Raw genomic sequence first — 17651 nt, forward strand, 5'->3', positions numbered from 1 at the left:
GGCGGCGTCAGTGGACGCCGCCCATCAGCCGGCGGATCGGCTTGGTGACCAGCAGGAGCACCACGCCGACGGCGATCGCGACCGCGCCGAGGACACCGAAGTAGGGCACCTCGCTGTTCGGGTCGTAGTAGCCGCTCAGCAGACCCGACATCGCGGTGCCGAGCGCGATCGACAGGAAGAACAGCGCCACCATCTGCGTGTGGAACTTCCGCGGCGCGAGCTTGGTCGACAGCGACAGGCCCACGGGCGAGAGCAGCAGCTCCGAGATCGTGAAGAACAGCAGGACGCCGACGAGGCCGAGCAGCGGCGCGGAGTTCTGACCGCCTCCGGCCATCGGGATGAACAGCAGGAACGAGACCCCGATGCTCATCGTGCCGAGGGCGAACTTCACCGGGGTCGACGGCTGCCGGTCCCCCAGCTTGGTCCACATCGCCGCGAACACGCCGGCCAGCACGATGATGAAGATCGGGTTGATCGACTGCACCCACGACACCGGCATCTCCCAGCCGAACAGGTCGCGGTTCAGGCGCTCGTCGGAGTAGATCGTGACGACGGTGAACTGCTGCTGGTACAGCGACCAGAACACCGCGCTGGCGATGAACATCGGGATGAACGCCAGCACGCGGCGGCGCTCGACGCCGGTGATGTCCTTGCTGGACAGGATCACCACGAAGTAGACGACCGCGGCCGCGGCGCTGGTCCACACCACGATGTCGGCGAGCCGGGCGGCCGTGATCACGTCGATCGCGACGAGCGTGACGATCAGCCCCACGACGCCGACCGCCGCCACGCCGTACCCGATGCGTCCGCGGGTGTGCAGCGGGTTCGGCACGTGGTGGGTCTCCTCGGGGAGGCGCTTGCGGCCCAGGGAGTACTGGAGCAGGCCGAGCGCCATGCCGACCGCGGCGAGGCCGAAGCCGACGTGGAAGCCCCACTCCTTCTGCAGCAGGCCGGTCAACAGCGGGCCGACGAGGGCGCCGAGGTTGATGCCCATGTAGAAGATCGAGAAGCCCGCGTCGCGACGGTCGTCGTCCTCGGCGTACAGCGAACCGACCAGTGACGTCGCGGTCGCCTTGAGCCCGCCCGAGCCGAGCGCGACGAGGATCAGGCCGACGCCGACCCCGGGAAGCCCGGGGATCAGCGACAGCGCGATGTGACCGGCCATGACGACGATCGCGCTGGAGAACAGCGTCCGCTCCGCGCCCATCACCCGGTCCGCCAGCCAGGCTCCGAGGATGGTCGAGAGGTAGACGCCGCCGCCGTACGCGCCGACGATGCCCGACGCGACCGCCTTGTCCACCCCGAGGCCGCCTTCGGCCGCGGAGTAGTACAGGTAGATCAGCAGGATCCCCTGCATGCCGTAGAACGAGAACCGCTCCCACATCTCGACGCCGAAGAGGTTGGCGAGGACGCGGGGCTGGCCGAAGAAGGTCTTCTCGGACTGGCCGGCTGGGTCAAGTCGTGTCGTGCTGGTTTCCGTCACGTATTTCCACGTTGCCAGTCGTTGCGTGGGCCAAACAAATCGAGGGGCTGTGTCGATCGACACAGCCCCTCGAGGTTCAGTGGGTCGCGCTACTTGAGCGCGATCTTCACCGAGTGCTGCTGCCCGTCACCGAGGTCGACGATCAGCTGGTACGTGCCCACGCTCAACCCCTTGGTGCCGAGGTTGAAGATGTACAGCTGACCATCGGGATCCCACCGGAACAGGTTTCCCGTCGTGGCGTTCGAGGTCGAGACAGCCTCGGTGACCGCACCCGCCGACGTCCCGGTCCTCTGGTAGGACAGCTTCGCCGAGAGTCCGTTGACGTTGGCGGCGGTGCCGGTGAGCCTGAACTTCACCGGGATCGTGCTGCCCTGCTTGAAGACGGACGAGCCATCTGTGTTGACCGGCTGGAGGATCCCCGACCACGGCACCGCGACCGTCACCGTGAAGGACTTCCTGGCCTCGTTGCCGGCGGCGTCCGCCGCCGAGCACTGCACCTCGGTGGTCCCCAGCGCGAACGTCGAGCCGCGCGCACGGTCGCAGCTGACCGGAACGTTGCCGTCGACGATGTCGGTCGCCGACGCCCCCGCCCACGTCACCGCTGCACCCGACGCCGACGCCGCCGTCGCGGTGACGTGTGCGGGGACGGTGATCACCGGGGCGGTCGTGTCCTGGACGGTCACCTCGAACTTGCTGTCGCCGACGTTGCCGGCCGCGTCCGAGGCCGAGCAGACCACCTCGGTGGTTCCGAGGGCGAAGGTCGAGCCCGACAGCGGGACGCAGGTCGTCGGCACGATCCCGCTGACGTCGTCAACGGCCGACGCGCTGAACTCGACCTGCGCACCGTTCGGACCCGTCGCCTCCTCGGTCAGGTCCTGCGGCACGGAGACCGCCGGCTTGTTGCGATCCTGCACCTCGACGGTGAAGGAGCCATGTCCGACGTTGCCGGCCTCGTCGGCCGCCGAGCACTCGACCGTGTGCAGGCCCATCCCGAAGGCGCTCCCCGACTCCGGCGTGCACGTCGCGGCGACGTCGCCGTCCACGATGTCCAAGGCCGTCACCTCGAACGGCACCGAACTCGCCCCGTCGGCGCCGAGGTCGTTACCGACTACGATGTTGGCGGGCACCGCGACCTTGGGCGCCGTGGTGTCGACGACCTCGACGGTGAATGTCTTGTGGCTGGAGTTGCCGGCGGCGTCGGTGGCCGTGCAGGTCACCTCGGTCTCCCGGAGCGCGAACGTCGAGCCGCTCGCCGGGACGCAGTTAACACCCGGGTTCGGGTCCACCGCGTCGCTCGCATCCGGTGCGTCGTAGCGGACGACCGCTCCGTCCGGCCCGGTCGCCTCGACGGCCCTGATGTCGTCGACGTCGCCGAGCGACGGGGCGGTCGTGTCGTGGACGCTCACCGTGAAGTCGTCCGTCGCCTCGTTGCCGGCGGCGTCTCTTGCCGTGCAGGTCACGGTCGTGGTGGTGAGGGCGAACACGGAGCCGGCCTCGGGGTCGCACGTCACGTCGACCTTGCCGTCGACGACGTCCGTCGCGGACGCGGTCCACGTCACCGCCGCGCCGGCAGCCGAGGTGGCCTCCTCGGTGATGTCCGCGGGCAGGTCGATCTCGGGAGCCGTCGTGTCCTCGACCGTCACGGTGAAGGTGTTGGTGCCGACGTTGCCGGCCGCGTCCGTCGCCGCACACTCGACAGTGGTCACGTCGAGCGGGAACGTCGAACCGGAGACCGGGTCACACGTCACGTCAAGGTCGCCGTCGACGTCGTCCTCCGCGGTGACGGCGAAGTCCACCTCGGCACCGTCGGGACCGGTTGCCTCCGCGGTGATCGGCTCCGGCACGGTGACGACCGGCTTCGTCGTGTCCTGGATCGTGACCGTGAAGCTGTCCGTGCCCTCGTTTCCCGCAGCGTCCGTGGCAGTGCACGTGACGGTGGTTTCACCCAGCGTGAACGTCGCACCCGAAGCAGGCAGGCAGGTAGCCGGAATCTCGCCGTCGACCAGGTCGGTGGCCGTCACGTCGCCGTAGTCGACGACGTAGCTGTCGTTGCCCTGCACGACGTTGGCCGGCACCTCGATGTCCGGAGCGGTCGTGTCCTCGACCACCACGTCGAACGTCTCGTCCGCGGCGTGGTTGCCGGCGACGTCGACGGTCGAGCACGTGACAGTCGTGGAGCCCACCGGGAACGCGTCACCGGACGAGACGGTGCGGGTGCCGGCGACGCAGGTCACCGGTCGATCCCCGTCCACGGCGTCGGAGGCCGTGGCGGACCATGTGACCGGGGTTGTCGGGCCGGTCGCCTCGACCGGGGCCGGCCCCGCCACGGTGAGGACCGGCGCGGTGGTGTCGCGGATCGTGTACGTCACGCTGTCGGACCGGGTCGCGCCACCGGAGTCGGTGTAGGTGCAGGTCGCGGTCCGGCTGCCGAGCCCGGCCGCGGCGCGATCGCCCGCGATCGGGGAGAGGCTCGGCGTCACGACCTTCGTGCCGTCCTCAGCGTCCGAGACGGAGCACGCCGCGGTCGGGACGTTGCCGAACTCGTAGCTCGTCGCGGACACGCCGGTCACAGCGACGTTCGGCGGCGTGTTCGCGGGCGGGGCGACGTTGACCGTGAAGGCGGCTGGCGCGAGGTTGAACGAGCCGCCGCTGTTGTTCGACGTCTGGGCCAGGGAGACGGTGGACGAGCCGGGTGCCTTGGGCGTGACGGTCACGATCCGGGTCGCGCCACAGCTGTCGAAGGTGAGCGAGGTCGGGCTGACCGTGGCGACCGTGGGGTTCGAGCTGCTCACCGAGACGACCAGCGTCGTGCTGCCGGTCAGGTTGCAGCCGTTCTTGCCGTCGTCGCTCGTCGTGATGACCCGCAGCACGGTCGTCCCGTTGGCGCCGTTCGGCAGGAGCGCCATCGTCTCCTGGGCGGCGTCGACGGTCGCGTCGACGTTGTTGGAGATGTCGTCGGCGAGGGCGGCGGATGCCGGCCCGACGACCAGGGCGAGTGCTGCCCACACAGAGAGGAATGGTCGAAGTCGCACTGGGCCCCCCACAGGATCCCGGCCACGGTCCGGCACCTTCGGGCCGGTACACCGCGGCATCCGCGCCGTGCGGATTGAGGTCAGTGTGTTCCCGGCCCACGGTCGGGGCGACCCAAGCGGGCAAAACGACCTCATAGGGCCATTTAGGACGATTCCGAGACCGTCAAGATCCTGTCAACACCAGCCCGTGCGGGCTACTCGCCGGTGGCTCACCGGCGTCATTCGTCTCGCTTTCGCGACGACCTTCAGCTCGTGGCCGGCCCCGACCAGTTCTTGTCCGGCTGCGGAACCGGCCGCCCCGGCTGCTCGCCACCGCGCGCGTCGAGGTAGCTCTGCTTCGGCACCATCACCTTGCGCCGGAAGATGCACACGACCTTGCCGTCCTGGTTGTAGCCGATCGTCTCGACGTGCACGACGCCGCGGTCGTCCTTGGAGGTCGACTCGCGCTTGTCGAGGACGGTGGTCTCGCCGTACAGCGTGTCGCCGTGGAACGTCGGGGCGACGTGGCGCAGCGACTCGATCTCGAGGTTGGCGATCGCCTTGCCGCTGATGTCGGGGACGCTCATGCCGAGCAGGATCGAGTAGACGTAGTTGCCGACCACGACGTTCTTCCCGAACTGCGTGGTCTCCTCGGCGTAGTGCGTGTCGAGGTGCAGCGGGTGGTGGTTCATCGTGAGCAGGCAGAACAGGTGGTCGTCGTACTCCGTGACCGTCTTGCCGGGCCAGTGCTTGTACGTCGCACCGACCTCGAACTCCTCGTAGCTCCGGCCGAACTGCATGGGCACTCCTCGCGCGGTGGGGTGGGCTCATCCTGCCCAACCCCGCGGGCGGGCGGGAGGTCACGCCTAGGTGGGAAACCTCACCCGGGACCTCCGCCTCTGCCCCCGGACGAGCGGCGGCGAGAGCGTGGAGGTGACCAGGAGGACCGCCATGAGCGCCACCACCTCTCCGCGGAAGGACCGCACACATCGGGTCACGCCGGCACCGCCCCACGAGGCGTTTCCGCACTCGTTCGTCGTCCTCACGCTCGGGCTCGCCGCGCTGCTGACCCTCAACACGGTGCTGGGCCCGCTCGGCTTCGGGCTGATCGACTACGACCTGAGCACCAGCCTCGACAACCAGCTCGCCGGGCTCGAGCTGGTCACCGTCGGCCTCGTCGTCCCCGGGCTGGTCCTGGGTGCGGTCCTGACCGTGCGCGGACGCCCGGCAGCGCCGCTCATCGTCGTGGCGCCGGCGGCCTACGCGGCGTACATGTTCGTCCAGTACGTCCTCGGCCCGGAGTACGCCCACTACTCCGTCACCGCCCTCTTCCACCTCGTCATCACGGGGGCCGCGGGCGTCCTGGGCGTGTGGGCGTGTGGGCTGTCAGGACGGACGGCGCCGGTCACCGGGGCGACGCGGCGCAGCGACCGACTGCGCGCGCTGCTGCTGGTCGGGTACGCCGGCTTCGTGCTGCTCCGGTACGCCGGGTCGGTCGTCGGCGCGTTCGAGAACGCGCCGATCGGCGCGGAGTTCGAGGACGCCCGCACGTTCTTCTGGTCGATCTACCTGCTCGACCTCGGTGTGGTCGTCCCGGCCACGCTGGCGGCGGCGCTCGGGTCGTGGCGCGGTACCGACGCCGGCCGGCGCGGCGTGGCCGCGGTCGTGGGCTGGTTCGCCCTCGTGCCGCCGTCGGTCGCCGCGATGGCGCTCGTCATGCTCGCGCGCGACGACCCGAACGCGTCGGTCGGCACGGTCGTGCTGCTGACCGCGGCGTCGGTGGTGTTCGCCGCCGTGGCCGTGCGCGTCCTGGCGCCGCTGGTGCGTGCCCGCCCTCGCTGACTAGGCCCCGCCGCCCCCGGCCTTGCGGCGGTGCACCTTGGGCGCGGCGCCACCGGCCACTTCGGGACCGTGCGCCTTCGACCTCGAGTCGGCCGAGTCGTCGGGGTGGTGGTTCGCCTGCTTGCGCTCCAGGGCCTCCCGCATCTTCGCCTTGAGGTCCTCGTTGCCGTTCTGCTCAGCCATGGGGTGCTCCTCCGCGGTGCGTGTCGGTCGGTTCCCCCAACCCTGGCACGACGCTGGTGACGCGGTCGAGTGGTTTGCGGCCCGAGGCACTACATTGTCTATATGATCAGTCGACTTTCACCCGGGTACGGCGGGGTGGACGCGAGCCGCCGCGGCCTGCGCCTGGCGCCGGGCTGGACCGGGCGGCACGGGCTGCGCGACGACGCCGTCGACGTGCGCCTCGACGGGCACCGGGTGTGGTCGTTCCGGCCGCGTTCCGACGCGCTGCGCACGCCGCTGGGCCGGTTCGTGGCGTGGCCCGAGCGGCTGGTCCCCCACCTGGTCGGCCGGACGACGCTGAGCCTCGTGGCGCACGCCGACGGCCGGGTGCTGCACGAGGCCGAGGTGGCCTTCACCGACGCGGATCGGCGCACGCACGTGGCCGACGCGGCAGGACACCTGCTCACGGTCGACAAGGGCGGCCGGCTGCAGCGGATGTTCGACCGCACCGACGACGCCGTCCGCGGCCACGTCGTCGACGCCGTTACGGTGATCGTCGACCAGCTCCGCGACGAGGCCGGGCTCGAGGCCTTCCTGGCGTTCGGCTGCCTGCTGGGCGCGGTCCGCGACGGCCGGATGATCGGCCACGACGCAGACGCCGACATCGCCTACCTCAGCCGGCACGACCACCCGCTCGACGTGATCCGCGAGAACCGCCGCGCCTGCCGCGTCATGCAGGACCTCGGCCATCGCGTCGTGCGGATGTCCGACGCCGACTTCAAGATCTGGGTCCCCCTGCCGGACGGGCGCCGCTGCGGGGTCGACGTGTTCGCCGGGTACCACCTCGGCGGAGCGTTCCACCTGCTGCCGACCGTCCGCGGCGAGGTCCGCCGCGAGGACCTGCTGCCGACTGGCACGGTGCGGCTCGAGGGACGCGAGGTTGTCGCCCCCGCGCGCCCCGAGGTCCTCCTGGCGGCGACGTACGGCGAGTCGTGGCGCACGCCCGACCCGTCGTTCCGGTTCACGCAGCCGGCCGACCTCGACCGGCACATGGACGGCTACTGGCGCGGGGCGCGACAGGGCCTGAACCGCTGGACGGAGTTCTACGACAGCCCGCGGGCGGGCGAGGTGCCGACCGGACCGTCCGACTTCGCCCGTTGGGTGCACCGGCGGCTGCGGCGAGCCGGCGACACGACCGGCGGCGTCGCCGACATCGGCGCGGGCACCGGCCGGGACGCGATCTGGTTCGCCCGCCGCGGACGGCCGGCGGTGGCGCTCGACGCCGCCCACCGGGCGCGCGTGCTGACCCGTCGCGCCGCCCGGCGCGCCGGGCAGACGGTCGACGTACGCCGGCTCAACCTCAACGACGCCGCCACCGTGCTCGCCGAGGGCGCGCGGATCGCGCACGAGGGACGGGTCCGGCACGCGTACGCCCGCCTGCTCGCCGACGAGCTCGAGGACGCCGCCCGCGGGGAGCTGCTCCGGTTCAGCCGGATGGTCACTCGCCGTGGAGGCCGCCTCTTCCTGGAGGTACGGCGGGACGGCCCCCGCCTCGCCCGGGCCGTCGCGGCGCAGGGCGGGCGGGTCGTGCACGAGGAGCCGGGGCCGGGCACCCGGCGCTACGTCGCGGAGTGGCGCTAGCCGAGCCGCTCCAGCGCGGCCCGCACCCGGGCGTCCTCGCGGTCGAGGGCGGGCACGAGCAGCTCCTCGACCACGTCGAGCACGTCGGCGAGGCGCCGGCTGAGCTGACGCAGCTCGTCGACCTCACGCTCCAGGTCCCGCACGCGCCGTCGCAGCCGGAGCCCGCCCGGGGATCCCCGGCCGACACGGCTGCGGCGGAGGTCGTCGGCCAGGTCGGGCGCGACCCGGCCCAGGGTCGCGCCCGCCAGCCGTGCGGCCGGGCCGGCGCTCATGCCGCGAACGTGGCGACCAGCCGCGCCACGTGCGGGTCCTCCGACCGGTACACCGCGAGGCCGCGACCCTCCTCGCGCGCGACGACCTCGCCGCCCAGCGCCTCGATCTCCGCGACGACGACGTCGGGGTCGAGGTAGGCCCGGAAGTGGTCGTCGCCGAACAGGTGGTGCCCGCCCACGTCGAGCCCGGTGCGGAACTCCAGCAGCAGCTCACCCCCGTCGAGCAGCAACCGTCGCGCCAGCCCGAGGAAGTGGGCGCGCCCCTCCCCCTCCAGCGAGTGCAGCAGGAACCGGCCGTAGACCGCCCGCGGACCGCGCACCCGCACCAGCCGCCGCGTCGCCGCACGGACGGCGGCGGCGTCACCCAGGTCGAGCAGGTCGAACAGCGCCGGGACCGCGCGACGGCGGGCCGTGTCGTTCGCGTGCGCGACGGCGTTCTCCGAGAAGTCCAGGCCGAGTACGGGGTGCCCGCGCCCGGCGAGCCACAGCGCGTCCCTGGCGGTGCCGAACCCCGCCTCGACGATCGGCTGGTGCGCCGGCAGCCGCCGGGCCACCCAGGTCGCGAAGTCCGAGGGCTCCTCGGGGACGTCGGCGCTGACCGCGCCGGCGTAGAAGTGGTCCCAGTAGTCGTGGTGCGCGCGGTCGGACACCGGGCGGACGGGCGTCGCCGTCGGGCGGGTGCGTACGGCGGCGGGTGCGATGGTGTTCACGTTCCTCCTCGGCGTCCGGATGACGTGAACAAATGTTAGCCGACTGTTTTACTAGACATTAGTCCGACACCAGGATTCCGCCCTCCTGAAGGCAGCGCCTACTCCCAGGTGCTGGGCAGGCCGTGCCCCACGCTCGTGCCGAGGATCCGGCGCTCCCCCGCCGGCCAGCTCTCCAGGACGACGAGGAACTCGTGCTCCGCCCCCGGGGTACGGCGGGTCGGCTCGAGGAACAGGTGGGCGAACGGCGCGTCGTCGGAGGCGGCCGCGCCGAGCGCGTCGATCCGGGCCCGCACGCGGTCCTGCTCGGCAGAGTCGAGGTACTGCCACATCACGCTGTGCCAGAGCACGGTCGTCGTGTCGGGGCGCAGCTCGATCCGCTCGACGAACTCTCCGGCCCCGGCGCGCTCCACGGCGACGGGGTACCGCTCGGCGAGGTAGAGCGCGCCGCGAAGCCGCTCGTGCCGGGCGGTCTGGTCGGGCCAGACGTAGGCGGTCAGCGCGAGCCGCCCCTCGGTCGTCGTCACGTCGAGCGGGCTGACGTCGCTGCCGCGCCGCTCGACGACCGTGAGGTCCGGCCAGGGCTCGAGCGGCTCCCCCTGCCACGCCGGGTCGAGCACGACCGGTGAGGCCGGGTCGCCGTGCACGGCGCCGGTGGCCGGCTCGACGTACCGGAAGCGGTCGGCGAGCAGGTTCAGCCCGCCCGAGGAGCCGATCTCCAGCAGCCGCACGGGCAGCCGGTGTGCCTCCGGGAGGCGGAGCAGGCCGCCCATCAGGGCGCTCGCGCGGCCGACCTCGTTGGTCTGCGGCGGCCGGTCGAGCCACTCCCGCACGGCGTCGGGCTGCTCGGCGAGCAGCGCGCGGAACGCCGCCCAGCCGCCCTCGGGCTCCCAGGCGCCCCCGACGGACGGGTAGTAGGTGGCGAGCCCGCCGGCCCGCCGTTCGAGCACCAGCCGGTGCACGCTGCCGGCCAGCCGGAGCGCGAGCGCCGCGGGTCCGGGGTCGTCCTCGTGGCCGGCGAGCACCTCCGCGGCCGGTCCACCGTCGAGCAGGTCGTCGGCGACCCGCTCGAGGAGGTCGCCGTACATCGGGGAGCCCAGCCGGCGGCACGCCTGCGCCTGCCAGCGGGTCAGCTCGGCCTGCTTCTGCACGCCGTCAGACTCCCAGACCGGCGTCCCGGGCTCGCGCGACGGCCTCGGCGCGGCCGGCGACGTGCAGCTTGGCGAAGACGTTGGAGACGTGGTTGCGCACGGTCTTGTCGCTCACCACGAGCCGGCGGGCGATCTCGGCGTTGGTGAGACCGCGGGCGACGAGGTCCAGCACCTCGCGCTCGCGGTCGGTCAGCTCGGGGAAGGGTGTGGCGCCGGCGGCTCGGCCGCCGGCGAAGAAGGCCAGCACCCGCTGGGCGATCGACGAGGAGAAGACGACCTCCCCGTGGGCGACGGCGTCGAGCGCGCGGCCGATCTCGGCACGGTCGGCACCCTTGAGCAGGTAGCCCTTGGCTCCCGCCCGGACGGCGGCGAACACCGAGTCGTCGCCCTCCAGCATCGTGAGCACCAGGACCGCCACGTCCGGGTGCGACGCCGTGATCGCGCGCGTGGCGTCCACGCCGTTGAGCTCGGGCATGTGCAGGTCCATCACGACGACGTCGGGGGCGAGCTCGGCCGTCCGGCGCACCGCCTCGGCGCCGTCGGCGGCCTCACCGACCACCTCCTTGCCGGGCATGGTGTCGATCGCGCCGACGAGCCCCTCGCGGTACAGCGGGTGGTCGTCGACGACGAGCACGCGGATGGTCTCCCCGCTCATGACGTCACGTCCTGCCGCACTGTCTCCCCCGTCACGGCGAACGGGAGCCGGGCACGCAGCGTCGTGCCGCTCTCGTCGCTCACGAGCGAGAAGGTACCGCCCAGCTCCTCGCTGCGGGTGCGCATCGACGCGAGACCGACCCCGTCCCGGGCTCCGTCCGCCAGCCCGGTGCCGCCGTCGGACACGATCAGGCTGAGCGCGTCGGCGTCCCGGCAGATGTCGACGCGCACCGTCCGCGCACCGGAGTGGCGCACGGCGTTGGCCACCGCTTCTCCGGCGATCCGGTACGCCGCCACCTCCACGGCCGCGGGCAGCTCGCCGAGGTCGCCGGCCGCCACCTCGACCGTGGCGGTCCCACTGAGCCGGGCGCCGAGCTCGCGCACCGCGGCGGCCAGGCCGAGCTCGTCGAGGGTCGGCGGGCGGAGCTCGTGCACCAGCGCCCGGACGTCTGCCACCACGGCGTTGATCCGGGGGGCGAGCCGGTCGAGGATCGCGGAGGCCGCGGCCGGGTCGGCCTGGGCCAGGTCACGCGCGGTCTCGACCTGCAGCGCCAGCGCGGCCACCGAGGGCCCGACCCCGTCGTGCAGGTCGCGGCGCAGCCGGCGCCGCTCCTCCTCACGGGCGACGACCACCAGCTCGCGCGACCGCCGCGACTCCCGGGAGAGCAGGACGGTGTGCACCGCGACGGCGGCCTGGGTGGCCAGGTGCTGCAGGTGTTCCCGCTCGGGGCCGGCGAAGCCTCCGGTCCGGGTCACCTCCAGCTGGCCGAGCCGCTCGCCGCCGTACTCCAGGGGAAGCACCTCCCCGCCCTCGGGCTCGACGCCGTCGACGAGGACGGTGCCGTCCACGAGCCGCAGACGGGCCCCGCCGGCGCGCTGGGTCCGGCGCACCCGGGCCAGCACCGAGGGCAGCACCCGCTCGGCCAGGTCGTCCGGGTCGGCCGCGGCGGCGAGCCGCTCGCCGAGCCGCGCCAGCTCCTCCCAGGGCTCGTCGTCGCCCCCGTGCACCCATCGGTTGACCCGGCGCTGGAGGTGGCTGTGGACCGGCAGCAGCAGCGGCGCGAGGAGCGCGACGGCGAGCAGCGAGACGTCGCCGTCGCCGTCGCCGAGGAGGCCGACCAGCCCGACGACCCCCACGTAGCCCCCCACCGCGACCGCGGACACCAGCAGGTACACCAGCGAGCGCGACAGCACGACCTCGACGTCCCAGAGGCCGTGGCGCAGCACGGCGACCCCGACCGCGGCCGGCAGCGGCAGCATCGCCAGGGCGGCCACGCCCTCCTGCCAGTCCAGCGGCACCAGCCGGGCCGCCACGACCAGGAGCAGGGTGGCCCCGACGCCGAGGAGCACCCACTTGAGCTGCTGCCGGGCCACGCCCGCCGCGCCGCGCCAGCGCGCGACGAGCGAGGCGGCCGACGCCAGCACCGTGCCGACGACGAGCACTCCGACCACCACCGAGACGCCCGTGCCCGCGGCGAGGTCGAGCCCCACGGGGTTGCGCGCGCCGGCGAGGGTCTCGGGGAAGTCCTGGGCGTCGTACGGCGTGGTCGCCCAGGCCAGTCCGGTGAGGGCGACCGCCGCGACCCCGAACGCCGGCAGCAGCCGCCACCGGGGCGACAGCACCCGCCCGTCCGGCAGCAGCGCCGGCAGCAGCGTCAGGATCGCGACGAACCCCGGGGCCCACGACCACGACCCGAGCCACAGCGGCCAGGTGCCGGGCCACGCCAGCGCCCACTCGGACGCCAGCACCGACACACCCGCACCCACCGCGACGCCGGTCACGGTCCACCGCAGCGCGGGGGTGGCGGCGCGGCGGAGAGCGAGCGCGAGCACCCCGTAGGCGACGGCGACCGCCACCTGCATCAGCCAGAACGACGGCGACACCGTCCGCCCGGCCGCCGCGTTGACGGCGTGGAGAACGGCGGCGACAAGACCCAGGAGGATCGCGAGGAGACCACCAGCAGTGTGCACGACGCCATTCTCGGCGGCGCGCTGTCCCGTCGTCACGGGACGAGAAGTCCCGAGCGAGGTCGTGACCCGGGACCGTCGTGGCCGGGACAGGACCGGCGGCAGGGTCGTCCCCGTCACCACATCTCGACCACCTCGACCAAGGAGCCAGCATGACCAGCACGACCCTCAGCACCACGCGCCGCCCGGCCACCGTCGTCACCGCGACCGCCCTGACGACGCTGCTCGCCCTGGTGGGCGGCTACGGCGCGATCTTCTTCACCGGCCTCGACGGCTGGGACGCCGCGGGCATCACGTTCGTGACGACGTACGACGCGATCGCCCTGTTCGGGCTCGTCTCCGCCTGGGCGATGTTCCTCGGCAACGCCCACGGTCGCGTCGGCGTCGCCGCCTACGCGATCTTCATGATCGGCTTCACGGTCATGAAGGTGCTGACGATCCAGGAGCTGCAGGCGATCCCGTTCGGTGTCGTCGCGCTGGGCGTCCTGGCCGCCGCCCTGCACCCGCGCAGCCGCGCGTACACGGGCTGACGCCCGGAGCTACGCCTTGTAGTCCTGGAGGAGGCGCCGGCCGATGATCATCTTCTGGATCTCGGCCGTGCCCTCCCCGATCAGCAGGAACGCCGCCTCGCGGTAGAGGCGCTCGATCTCGTACTCCTTGGAGTAGCCGTAGCCGCCGTGGATCCGGAACGACGCCTCGACGACCTCGTTGCAGTACTCGGCGGCGAGGAACTTGGCCATCCCGGCCTCGACGTCGTTGCGCTCGCCCTTGTCCTTGAGGCGGGCGGCGCGGACCATCATCGCGTGCGCGGCCTCGACCTTGGTGGCCATCTCGGCGAGCTTGAACATGATCGCCTGGTGCTGCGCGATCGGCTTGCCGAACGTCTCGCGCTGCTGGGCGTAGGCGATGCCGAGCTCGAAGGCACGGTTGGAGACGCCGACCGCGCGGGCGGCGACGTTGACGCGGCCGACCTCGACGCCGTCCATCATCTGGTAGAAGCCCTTGCCGGGCTCGCCGCCGAGGACCTGGTCGGCGGAGATCGCGTGCTTCTCGAGGATGAGCTCGGTGGTGTCGACGCCCTTGTAGCCCATCTTGTCGATCTTGCCGGGGACCGTGACGCCCTGCGCGGTCTCGCCGAAACCGGGCTCCTTCTCCACGAGGAAGGTGGTCATGTTGCGGTAGACCGAGTCGGCGCCCTCGTCGGTCTTCACCAGTACGGCGACGAGGTTGGACGAGCCGCCGTTGGTCAGCCACATCTTCTGGCCGGTGATCTCGTAGCCGTCCCCGGCCTTGACCGCCTTGGTCTTGATCGCGGACACGTCGGAGCCGAGCCCGGGCTCGGACATCGAGAACGACCCGCGCACCTCGCCGGTGGCCATGCGGGGCAGGTACTTCTGCTTCTGCTCCTCGGTCCCGTGCTGCATCAGCATGTAGGCGACGATGAAGTGCGTGTTGATCACGCCCGAGACGCTCATCCAGCCGCGGGCGATCTCCTCCACGACCAGGGCGTAGGTCAGCAGCGACTCCCCCAGACCGCCGTACTCCTCGGGGATCATCAGCCCGAACAGCCCGAGCTCCTTGAGTCCCTCGACGATCTCTGTCGGGTACTCGTCGGCGTGCTCCAGCTCGGTCGCGACCGGGAGGATCTTCTCCTCCACGAACGACCGCACGGTCTTGAGGATCTCCTCCTGGATGTCGGTCAGACCCTCGGTGCTGCACAGCCGGCCCATGGTTCGTCCTCTCGGTCGCGTTACCCGGGAGTATGGCCGTCGCGGCGTCAGCGAGTCTGTGGTCGGCGCCACAATCGGCGCGCACGGCGTGCGGCCTTTTTCACAAGGGCCTTCGGCTGGTCGAGCCTGTCGAGACCACGACCGGGACTCCGCCGGGCCCGGTCGCGCTCCTGGGTGAGCTGCCGGACGTCGGTGAGCATCGCCGCGATCGTGGCGGAGGCGACGTCGACGAGCTCGGCGTCGGTGACGGAGGACGGGTGCCGCCGCTCCGGTACGGCGGTCGGGGTGCGCAGGTCCTCGAGGTCGCCGATCACGTCGTAGCCGCGCGCCGCGATCTCGTCGACGGCGCGGTCGCCGCGGGCGCGCAGCTCGTCGACGCGCTCCGGGGAGGGCCAGAACTTCTCGCCCCTGCGCGGCACGAGCTTGCCCTGGGCGAGGTAGCCGCGGATCCACACGCCGCGGTCGAGCGGCTTGGTGAAGCCGGTGAGGTCGGCGTTGACCCGGCGGAGCAGCTCGACCTCGACGACGCCGAGCGACTCGTTGGCCTCGGAGCCGCTGGCGTCGCACCGCTCGGTGTCGATGCCGAGCAGCGCAGCGAACCGCAGCCACAGCGTCTCGCGCGGTTCCGTGGGCTTGGGCAGGGTGAGGACGTGCACCCGCTCGGGCGGCACGGCGGTGCTCCACCGGCGCAGCACGTCGGCGACGTCGAGCGACCCCCAGTCCCAGGCGTCGCGCGGGTCGGTGTCCTCGCTGACCGGGTAGCCGTCGATCGGCACGGTCGAGCCGTTCTTCACGAACTCCTGCCAGCGCGCCGTGACCAGGCTCAGGGTGTCGCGGGCGGTGAGCACGACGTGCACCTCGGCGTCACGAAGCGCGGCGACGGCGCGCGCGGCCTGCTCGGCGGACGCGGCGGCGAAGAACTCGTGACTGACGACCGCCGTACCGGGGTGGGCGGTGGCCTCGTCGACGAGCACGTCCCACGCCTGCGGGGCGTCGGCGTGCCGCTTGGTCAGGTCGGGCTCCTCGCGGACGACGCCGCTGGCCCACAGGTGCTGGCGCGGGCCGAAGCCGGGCAGCAGGATCCCCTGCCGCAGCAGCTCCTCGCGGTTGTTCCAGAGGATCGTCTGGAGGTACGTCGTGCCGGTCTTCGGCAGGCCGACGTGGAAGAAGACGGTGCGGGCCATGCGGAGGCCTAGAGCCCCTTGCTGTACTTCTCGAACCGCTCGACGGCCTCGGCGACCTTGGCCTCGTCGCGCTGCGCGACAGGGAGCAGCAGCTCCTGGACGACGTCGACCAGCTCGGCGAGCCGCAGGTTGACCTGGCGGGCCTCCTGCACCTCCTCCTCGAGCACGGTGACGCGGTCGCGCAGCTCGTCGATCTGCGCGCCGGCACCGAGCCGGGCGACCTTCTCGGCGCCGGTGCGGAGACCGGACTTGAAGCGGTTCATCGTTGCCATGCGACCACCATTCGACAGATGCGACGGCTCGTCTCGCCGTCCTTGATGACCTTGCGGGACACGATCGTGGCCCCGCGCTCCCGTAGCCCGTGCTCGACCAGGTCGACCGGCAGCGGCCGCAGGTGGTGCTGCCGCGCGAACGGGTCGTCCTCGCCACGGGTGTTGAGGAACTCCAGGTAGAGGGTGCCGCCGTCACGCAGCAGCATGTCGGCGATCCGCCAGAGGTTCGCCCGGCCGACCTTGTCGGTCGCGTCGGCGAGGTGCCGGGCGGTCACCACGCGCGGCCCGGGCTCGCGGGCGAGCCGGCCGCCCTCGGCGAGCACGCTGCGCAGCTCGCACAGGTTCAGCATCCGGAAGTCGACCGGCAGCCCCTCCTGCGCGGCGACCTCGGCGGCGGCCTCGCTGCCGCGGATGACGAAGTCGAGCCCGGTGACGCGGGCGCCCTTGCGGGCCCAGAACAGCTCGTCGACGCCGCGGCCGCAGCCGAGGTCGACGATGCGCTCCGGCACGCCGCCGTGCTCGCGCACGACCCACTTGGCGAACGCCGACGCGGTCTGGTCGAGCTCGCCCTCGAGCTTGTGGCCGGAGTAGGTGCGGTCCCACTCGGCGCGCTTCACCCGCGTGCCGCGGAACCAGCCGTTGAGGCGCCGGTGGGTCGACTCGGGCGTCTCGAAGACGTACGCCGGGTCCGGCACGCGCCAGCTCGGGCCGTAGGTGGCGGTGAGGAACCGGTCGGTGTCGGCCGGTGCGGGGTATTCGCGCCCCTCGAGGGTCGTCGTACCGAGGGGGAAGATCCACTCCCGCTTGTACGGCGTCCGGATCTCGCCCATGAGGTGCAGGTAGCCGTCGTCCTCGCTCGGCCCGATGAAGCCGCCGAACACGTCGAGCCCGCGGATCGAGCCGTCGGCCTCGCGGACGTCGACCTTGAACGCGATGCCGCTGTAGCGGGTGATCGCGTAGCCCATGTCGGCGAGCGCGCGCTGGAGGTCGAACGACTCGCGGATCACGTCGACCGGGTGGCTGTGCCGGCTGACGTAGCCGAGGTCGGCGTCGCTGTCGTGGCCGATCAGCTTGCCGCCGCGCACCGCGCCGAGCAGCGTGCCGTAGGCGATGAACGGCTCGATGCCGGCCTTCTGCAGCGCTCCGAGCACCTCGTCGATCGAGTCGAGCAGCGGCGCGACGTGCTCGGCGGAGCGGGTGTCGAAGGTCTGTGCGAGCCTCAGGCTCTTGTCGATGCCGAGCGGCAGGCCGCGGTCGTTGACGACGGCGATCCGGTCGCTCCCCTCGCCGAGCTGGACCTCGGCGTCGTACGCCGTCTGCTGCTCGACGTGGGTGACGAGCTGGAGGCGGGTGGTGCCGTGGAGGAAGCGGCGCAGCGCGCTCGGCCACTCGACGACGTAGCCGCCGCCGCTCGGCTTCCCGTCGCGCGGCAGCCAGAACGACCAGATCCGCCGCTCGTCGAAGAGGACGTCGACGACGAGCTCGCCGTCGCACCGCGCGAAGATCCCGTCGTCGTCGACGCGCACGTCGGTCACCGGGATCGTCACGGCCGCCATGCTAACGACACCGATATC

General features: G+C 72.3%; 16 protein-coding genes. 3 read left to right on the forward strand and 13 right to left on the reverse strand.

All coding sequences use genetic code 11. The features are described 5' to 3' along the window. Positions 1–7 precede the first annotated feature (7 nt). The 3 genes from ETU37_RS04150 to ETU37_RS04160 all read right to left on the reverse strand — a co-directional run bounded on the left by ETU37_RS04150 (position 8) and on the right by ETU37_RS04160 (position 5294). Positions 8–1483: a peptide MFS transporter gene (locus ETU37_RS04150; RefSeq protein WP_129985621.1), complete on the reverse strand. Its 1476-nt coding sequence runs from the start codon at positions 1481–1483 to the stop codon at positions 8–10. Positions 1484–1572: 89 nt separating this feature from the next. Beyond that, entirely contained in the window at positions 1573–4491 is a 2919-nt protein-coding gene (locus tag ETU37_RS04155; protein WP_129985622.1) for an HYR domain-containing protein, read from the reverse strand. A gap of 269 nt (positions 4492–4760) precedes the next feature. Further along, positions 4761–5294, reverse strand: a complete 534-nt coding sequence (locus tag ETU37_RS04160) for a MaoC family dehydratase (RefSeq protein WP_129985623.1) — start codon at positions 5292–5294, stop codon at positions 4761–4763. 151 nt (positions 5295–5445) lie between these two features. Between ETU37_RS04160 and ETU37_RS04165 the strand changes: the two genes are divergently transcribed. Then, a complete protein-coding gene (locus tag ETU37_RS04165) occupies positions 5446–6336 on the forward strand; it encodes a hypothetical protein (RefSeq protein ID WP_129985624.1) in 891 nt (296 codons plus the stop codon). Here the strand turns inward: ETU37_RS04165 and ETU37_RS04170 are convergent, their stop codons facing one another. Continuing rightward, complete coding sequence (locus ETU37_RS04170) at positions 6337–6519, reverse strand: DUF5302 domain-containing protein (protein WP_129985625.1); 183 nt, start codon at positions 6517–6519, stop codon at positions 6337–6339. It lies immediately after the preceding gene. Positions 6520–6621: 102 nt separating this feature from the next. Between ETU37_RS04170 and ETU37_RS04175 the strand changes: the two genes are divergently transcribed. Beyond that, complete coding sequence (locus ETU37_RS04175; RefSeq protein WP_129985626.1) at positions 6622–8139, forward strand: class I SAM-dependent methyltransferase; 1518 nt, start codon at positions 6622–6624, stop codon at positions 8137–8139. Here the strand turns inward: ETU37_RS04175 and ETU37_RS04180 are convergent. The 5 genes from ETU37_RS04180 to ETU37_RS04200 all read right to left on the reverse strand — a co-directional run bounded on the left by ETU37_RS04180 (position 8136) and on the right by ETU37_RS04200 (position 12894). Further along, complete coding sequence (locus ETU37_RS04180) at positions 8136–8411, reverse strand: DUF6752 domain-containing protein (RefSeq protein WP_129985627.1); 276 nt, start codon at positions 8409–8411, stop codon at positions 8136–8138. The two genes, ETU37_RS04175 and ETU37_RS04180, sit on opposite strands and share 4 nt — an antisense overlap. Next, positions 8408–9121, reverse strand: coding sequence for a class I SAM-dependent methyltransferase (locus ETU37_RS04185; RefSeq protein ID WP_165372395.1), 714 nt, complete (start codon positions 9119–9121; stop codon positions 8408–8410). The genes ETU37_RS04180 and ETU37_RS04185 overlap by 4 nt, the downstream gene beginning before the upstream one ends. 98 nt (positions 9122–9219) lie before the next feature. Next, positions 9220–10269 (reverse strand): DUF2332 domain-containing protein, encoded by a 1050-nt coding sequence (locus ETU37_RS04190; RefSeq protein WP_129985629.1) that lies wholly within the window; start codon positions 10267–10269, stop codon positions 9220–9222. A gap of 4 nt (positions 10270–10273) precedes the next feature. After that, positions 10274–10924: a response regulator gene (locus tag ETU37_RS04195; protein ID WP_206053715.1), complete on the reverse strand. Its 651-nt coding sequence runs from the start codon at positions 10922–10924 to the stop codon at positions 10274–10276. Continuing rightward, the gene (locus ETU37_RS04200; protein WP_129985630.1) at positions 10921–12894 is read right to left on the reverse strand and encodes a sensor histidine kinase; all 1974 of its coding nucleotides are present in this window, start codon (positions 12892–12894) and stop codon (positions 10921–10923) included. Before ETU37_RS04200 ends, ETU37_RS04195 begins: the two co-directional genes overlap by 4 nt. A gap of 149 nt (positions 12895–13043) precedes the next feature. Between ETU37_RS04200 and ETU37_RS04205 the strand changes: the two genes are divergently transcribed. Next, positions 13044–13421: a hypothetical protein gene (locus ETU37_RS04205; protein ID WP_129985632.1), complete on the forward strand. Its 378-nt coding sequence runs from the start codon at positions 13044–13046 to the stop codon at positions 13419–13421. A 9-nt stretch (positions 13422–13430) separates the two neighbouring features. Here ETU37_RS04205 and ETU37_RS04210 read toward each other — a convergent pair whose 3' ends face one another. From ETU37_RS04210 to ETU37_RS04225, 4 genes are read right to left on the reverse strand one after another with little or no spacing between them, the layout of a single operon-like run. Then, positions 13431–14621, reverse strand: coding sequence for an acyl-CoA dehydrogenase family protein (locus tag ETU37_RS04210; protein ID WP_129985634.1), 1191 nt, complete (start codon positions 14619–14621; stop codon positions 13431–13433). 47 nt (positions 14622–14668) lie between these two features. Then, entirely contained in the window at positions 14669–15805 is a 1137-nt protein-coding gene (locus ETU37_RS04215; RefSeq protein WP_129985636.1) for a hypothetical protein, read from the reverse strand. A gap of 8 nt (positions 15806–15813) precedes the next feature. Next, complete coding sequence (locus ETU37_RS04220) at positions 15814–16077, reverse strand: DUF6752 domain-containing protein (protein ID WP_240755542.1); 264 nt, start codon at positions 16075–16077, stop codon at positions 15814–15816. Continuing rightward, positions 16065–17624 carry a class I SAM-dependent methyltransferase gene (locus ETU37_RS04225; RefSeq protein WP_129985638.1) on the reverse strand — a complete coding sequence of 520 codons (1560 nt, stop codon included), beginning with the start codon at positions 17622–17624 and terminating at the stop codon, positions 16065–16067. Before ETU37_RS04225 ends, ETU37_RS04220 begins: the two co-directional genes overlap by 13 nt. Positions 17625–17651 lie beyond the last annotated feature (27 nt).

Source organism: Nocardioides iriomotensis, assembly GCF_004168035.1.
Classification (GTDB): domain Bacteria; phylum Actinomycetota; class Actinomycetes; order Propionibacteriales; family Nocardioidaceae; genus Nocardioides_B; species Nocardioides_B iriomotensis.

Coding starts and splice junctions, on each gene's coding strand:
- ETU37_RS04195 (WP_206053715.1), bottom strand. CDS start 10,924: ATGAGCGGGGAGACCATCCGCGTGCTCGTCGTCGACGACCACCCGCTG.
- ETU37_RS04205 (WP_129985632.1), top strand. CDS start 13,044: ATGACCAGCACGACCCTCAGCACCACGCGCCGCCCGGCCACCGTCGTC.
- ETU37_RS04160 (WP_129985623.1), bottom strand. CDS start 5,294: ATGCAGTTCGGCCGGAGCTACGAGGAGTTCGAGGTCGGTGCGACGTAC.
- ETU37_RS04175 (WP_129985626.1), top strand. CDS start 6,622: ATGATCAGTCGACTTTCACCCGGGTACGGCGGGGTGGACGCGAGCCGC.
- ETU37_RS04210 (WP_129985634.1), bottom strand. CDS start 14,621: ATGGGCCGGCTGTGCAGCACCGAGGGTCTGACCGACATCCAGGAGGAG.
- ETU37_RS04220 (WP_240755542.1), bottom strand. CDS start 16,077: ATGGCAACGATGAACCGCTTCAAGTCCGGTCTCCGCACCGGCGCCGAG.
- ETU37_RS04165 (WP_129985624.1), top strand. CDS start 5,446: ATGAGCGCCACCACCTCTCCGCGGAAGGACCGCACACATCGGGTCACG.
- ETU37_RS04180 (WP_129985627.1), bottom strand. CDS start 8,411: ATGAGCGCCGGCCCGGCCGCACGGCTGGCGGGCGCGACCCTGGGCCGG.
- ETU37_RS04170 (WP_129985625.1), bottom strand. CDS start 6,519: ATGGCTGAGCAGAACGGCAACGAGGACCTCAAGGCGAAGATGCGGGAG.
- ETU37_RS04215 (WP_129985636.1), bottom strand. CDS start 15,805: ATGGCCCGCACCGTCTTCTTCCACGTCGGCCTGCCGAAGACCGGCACG.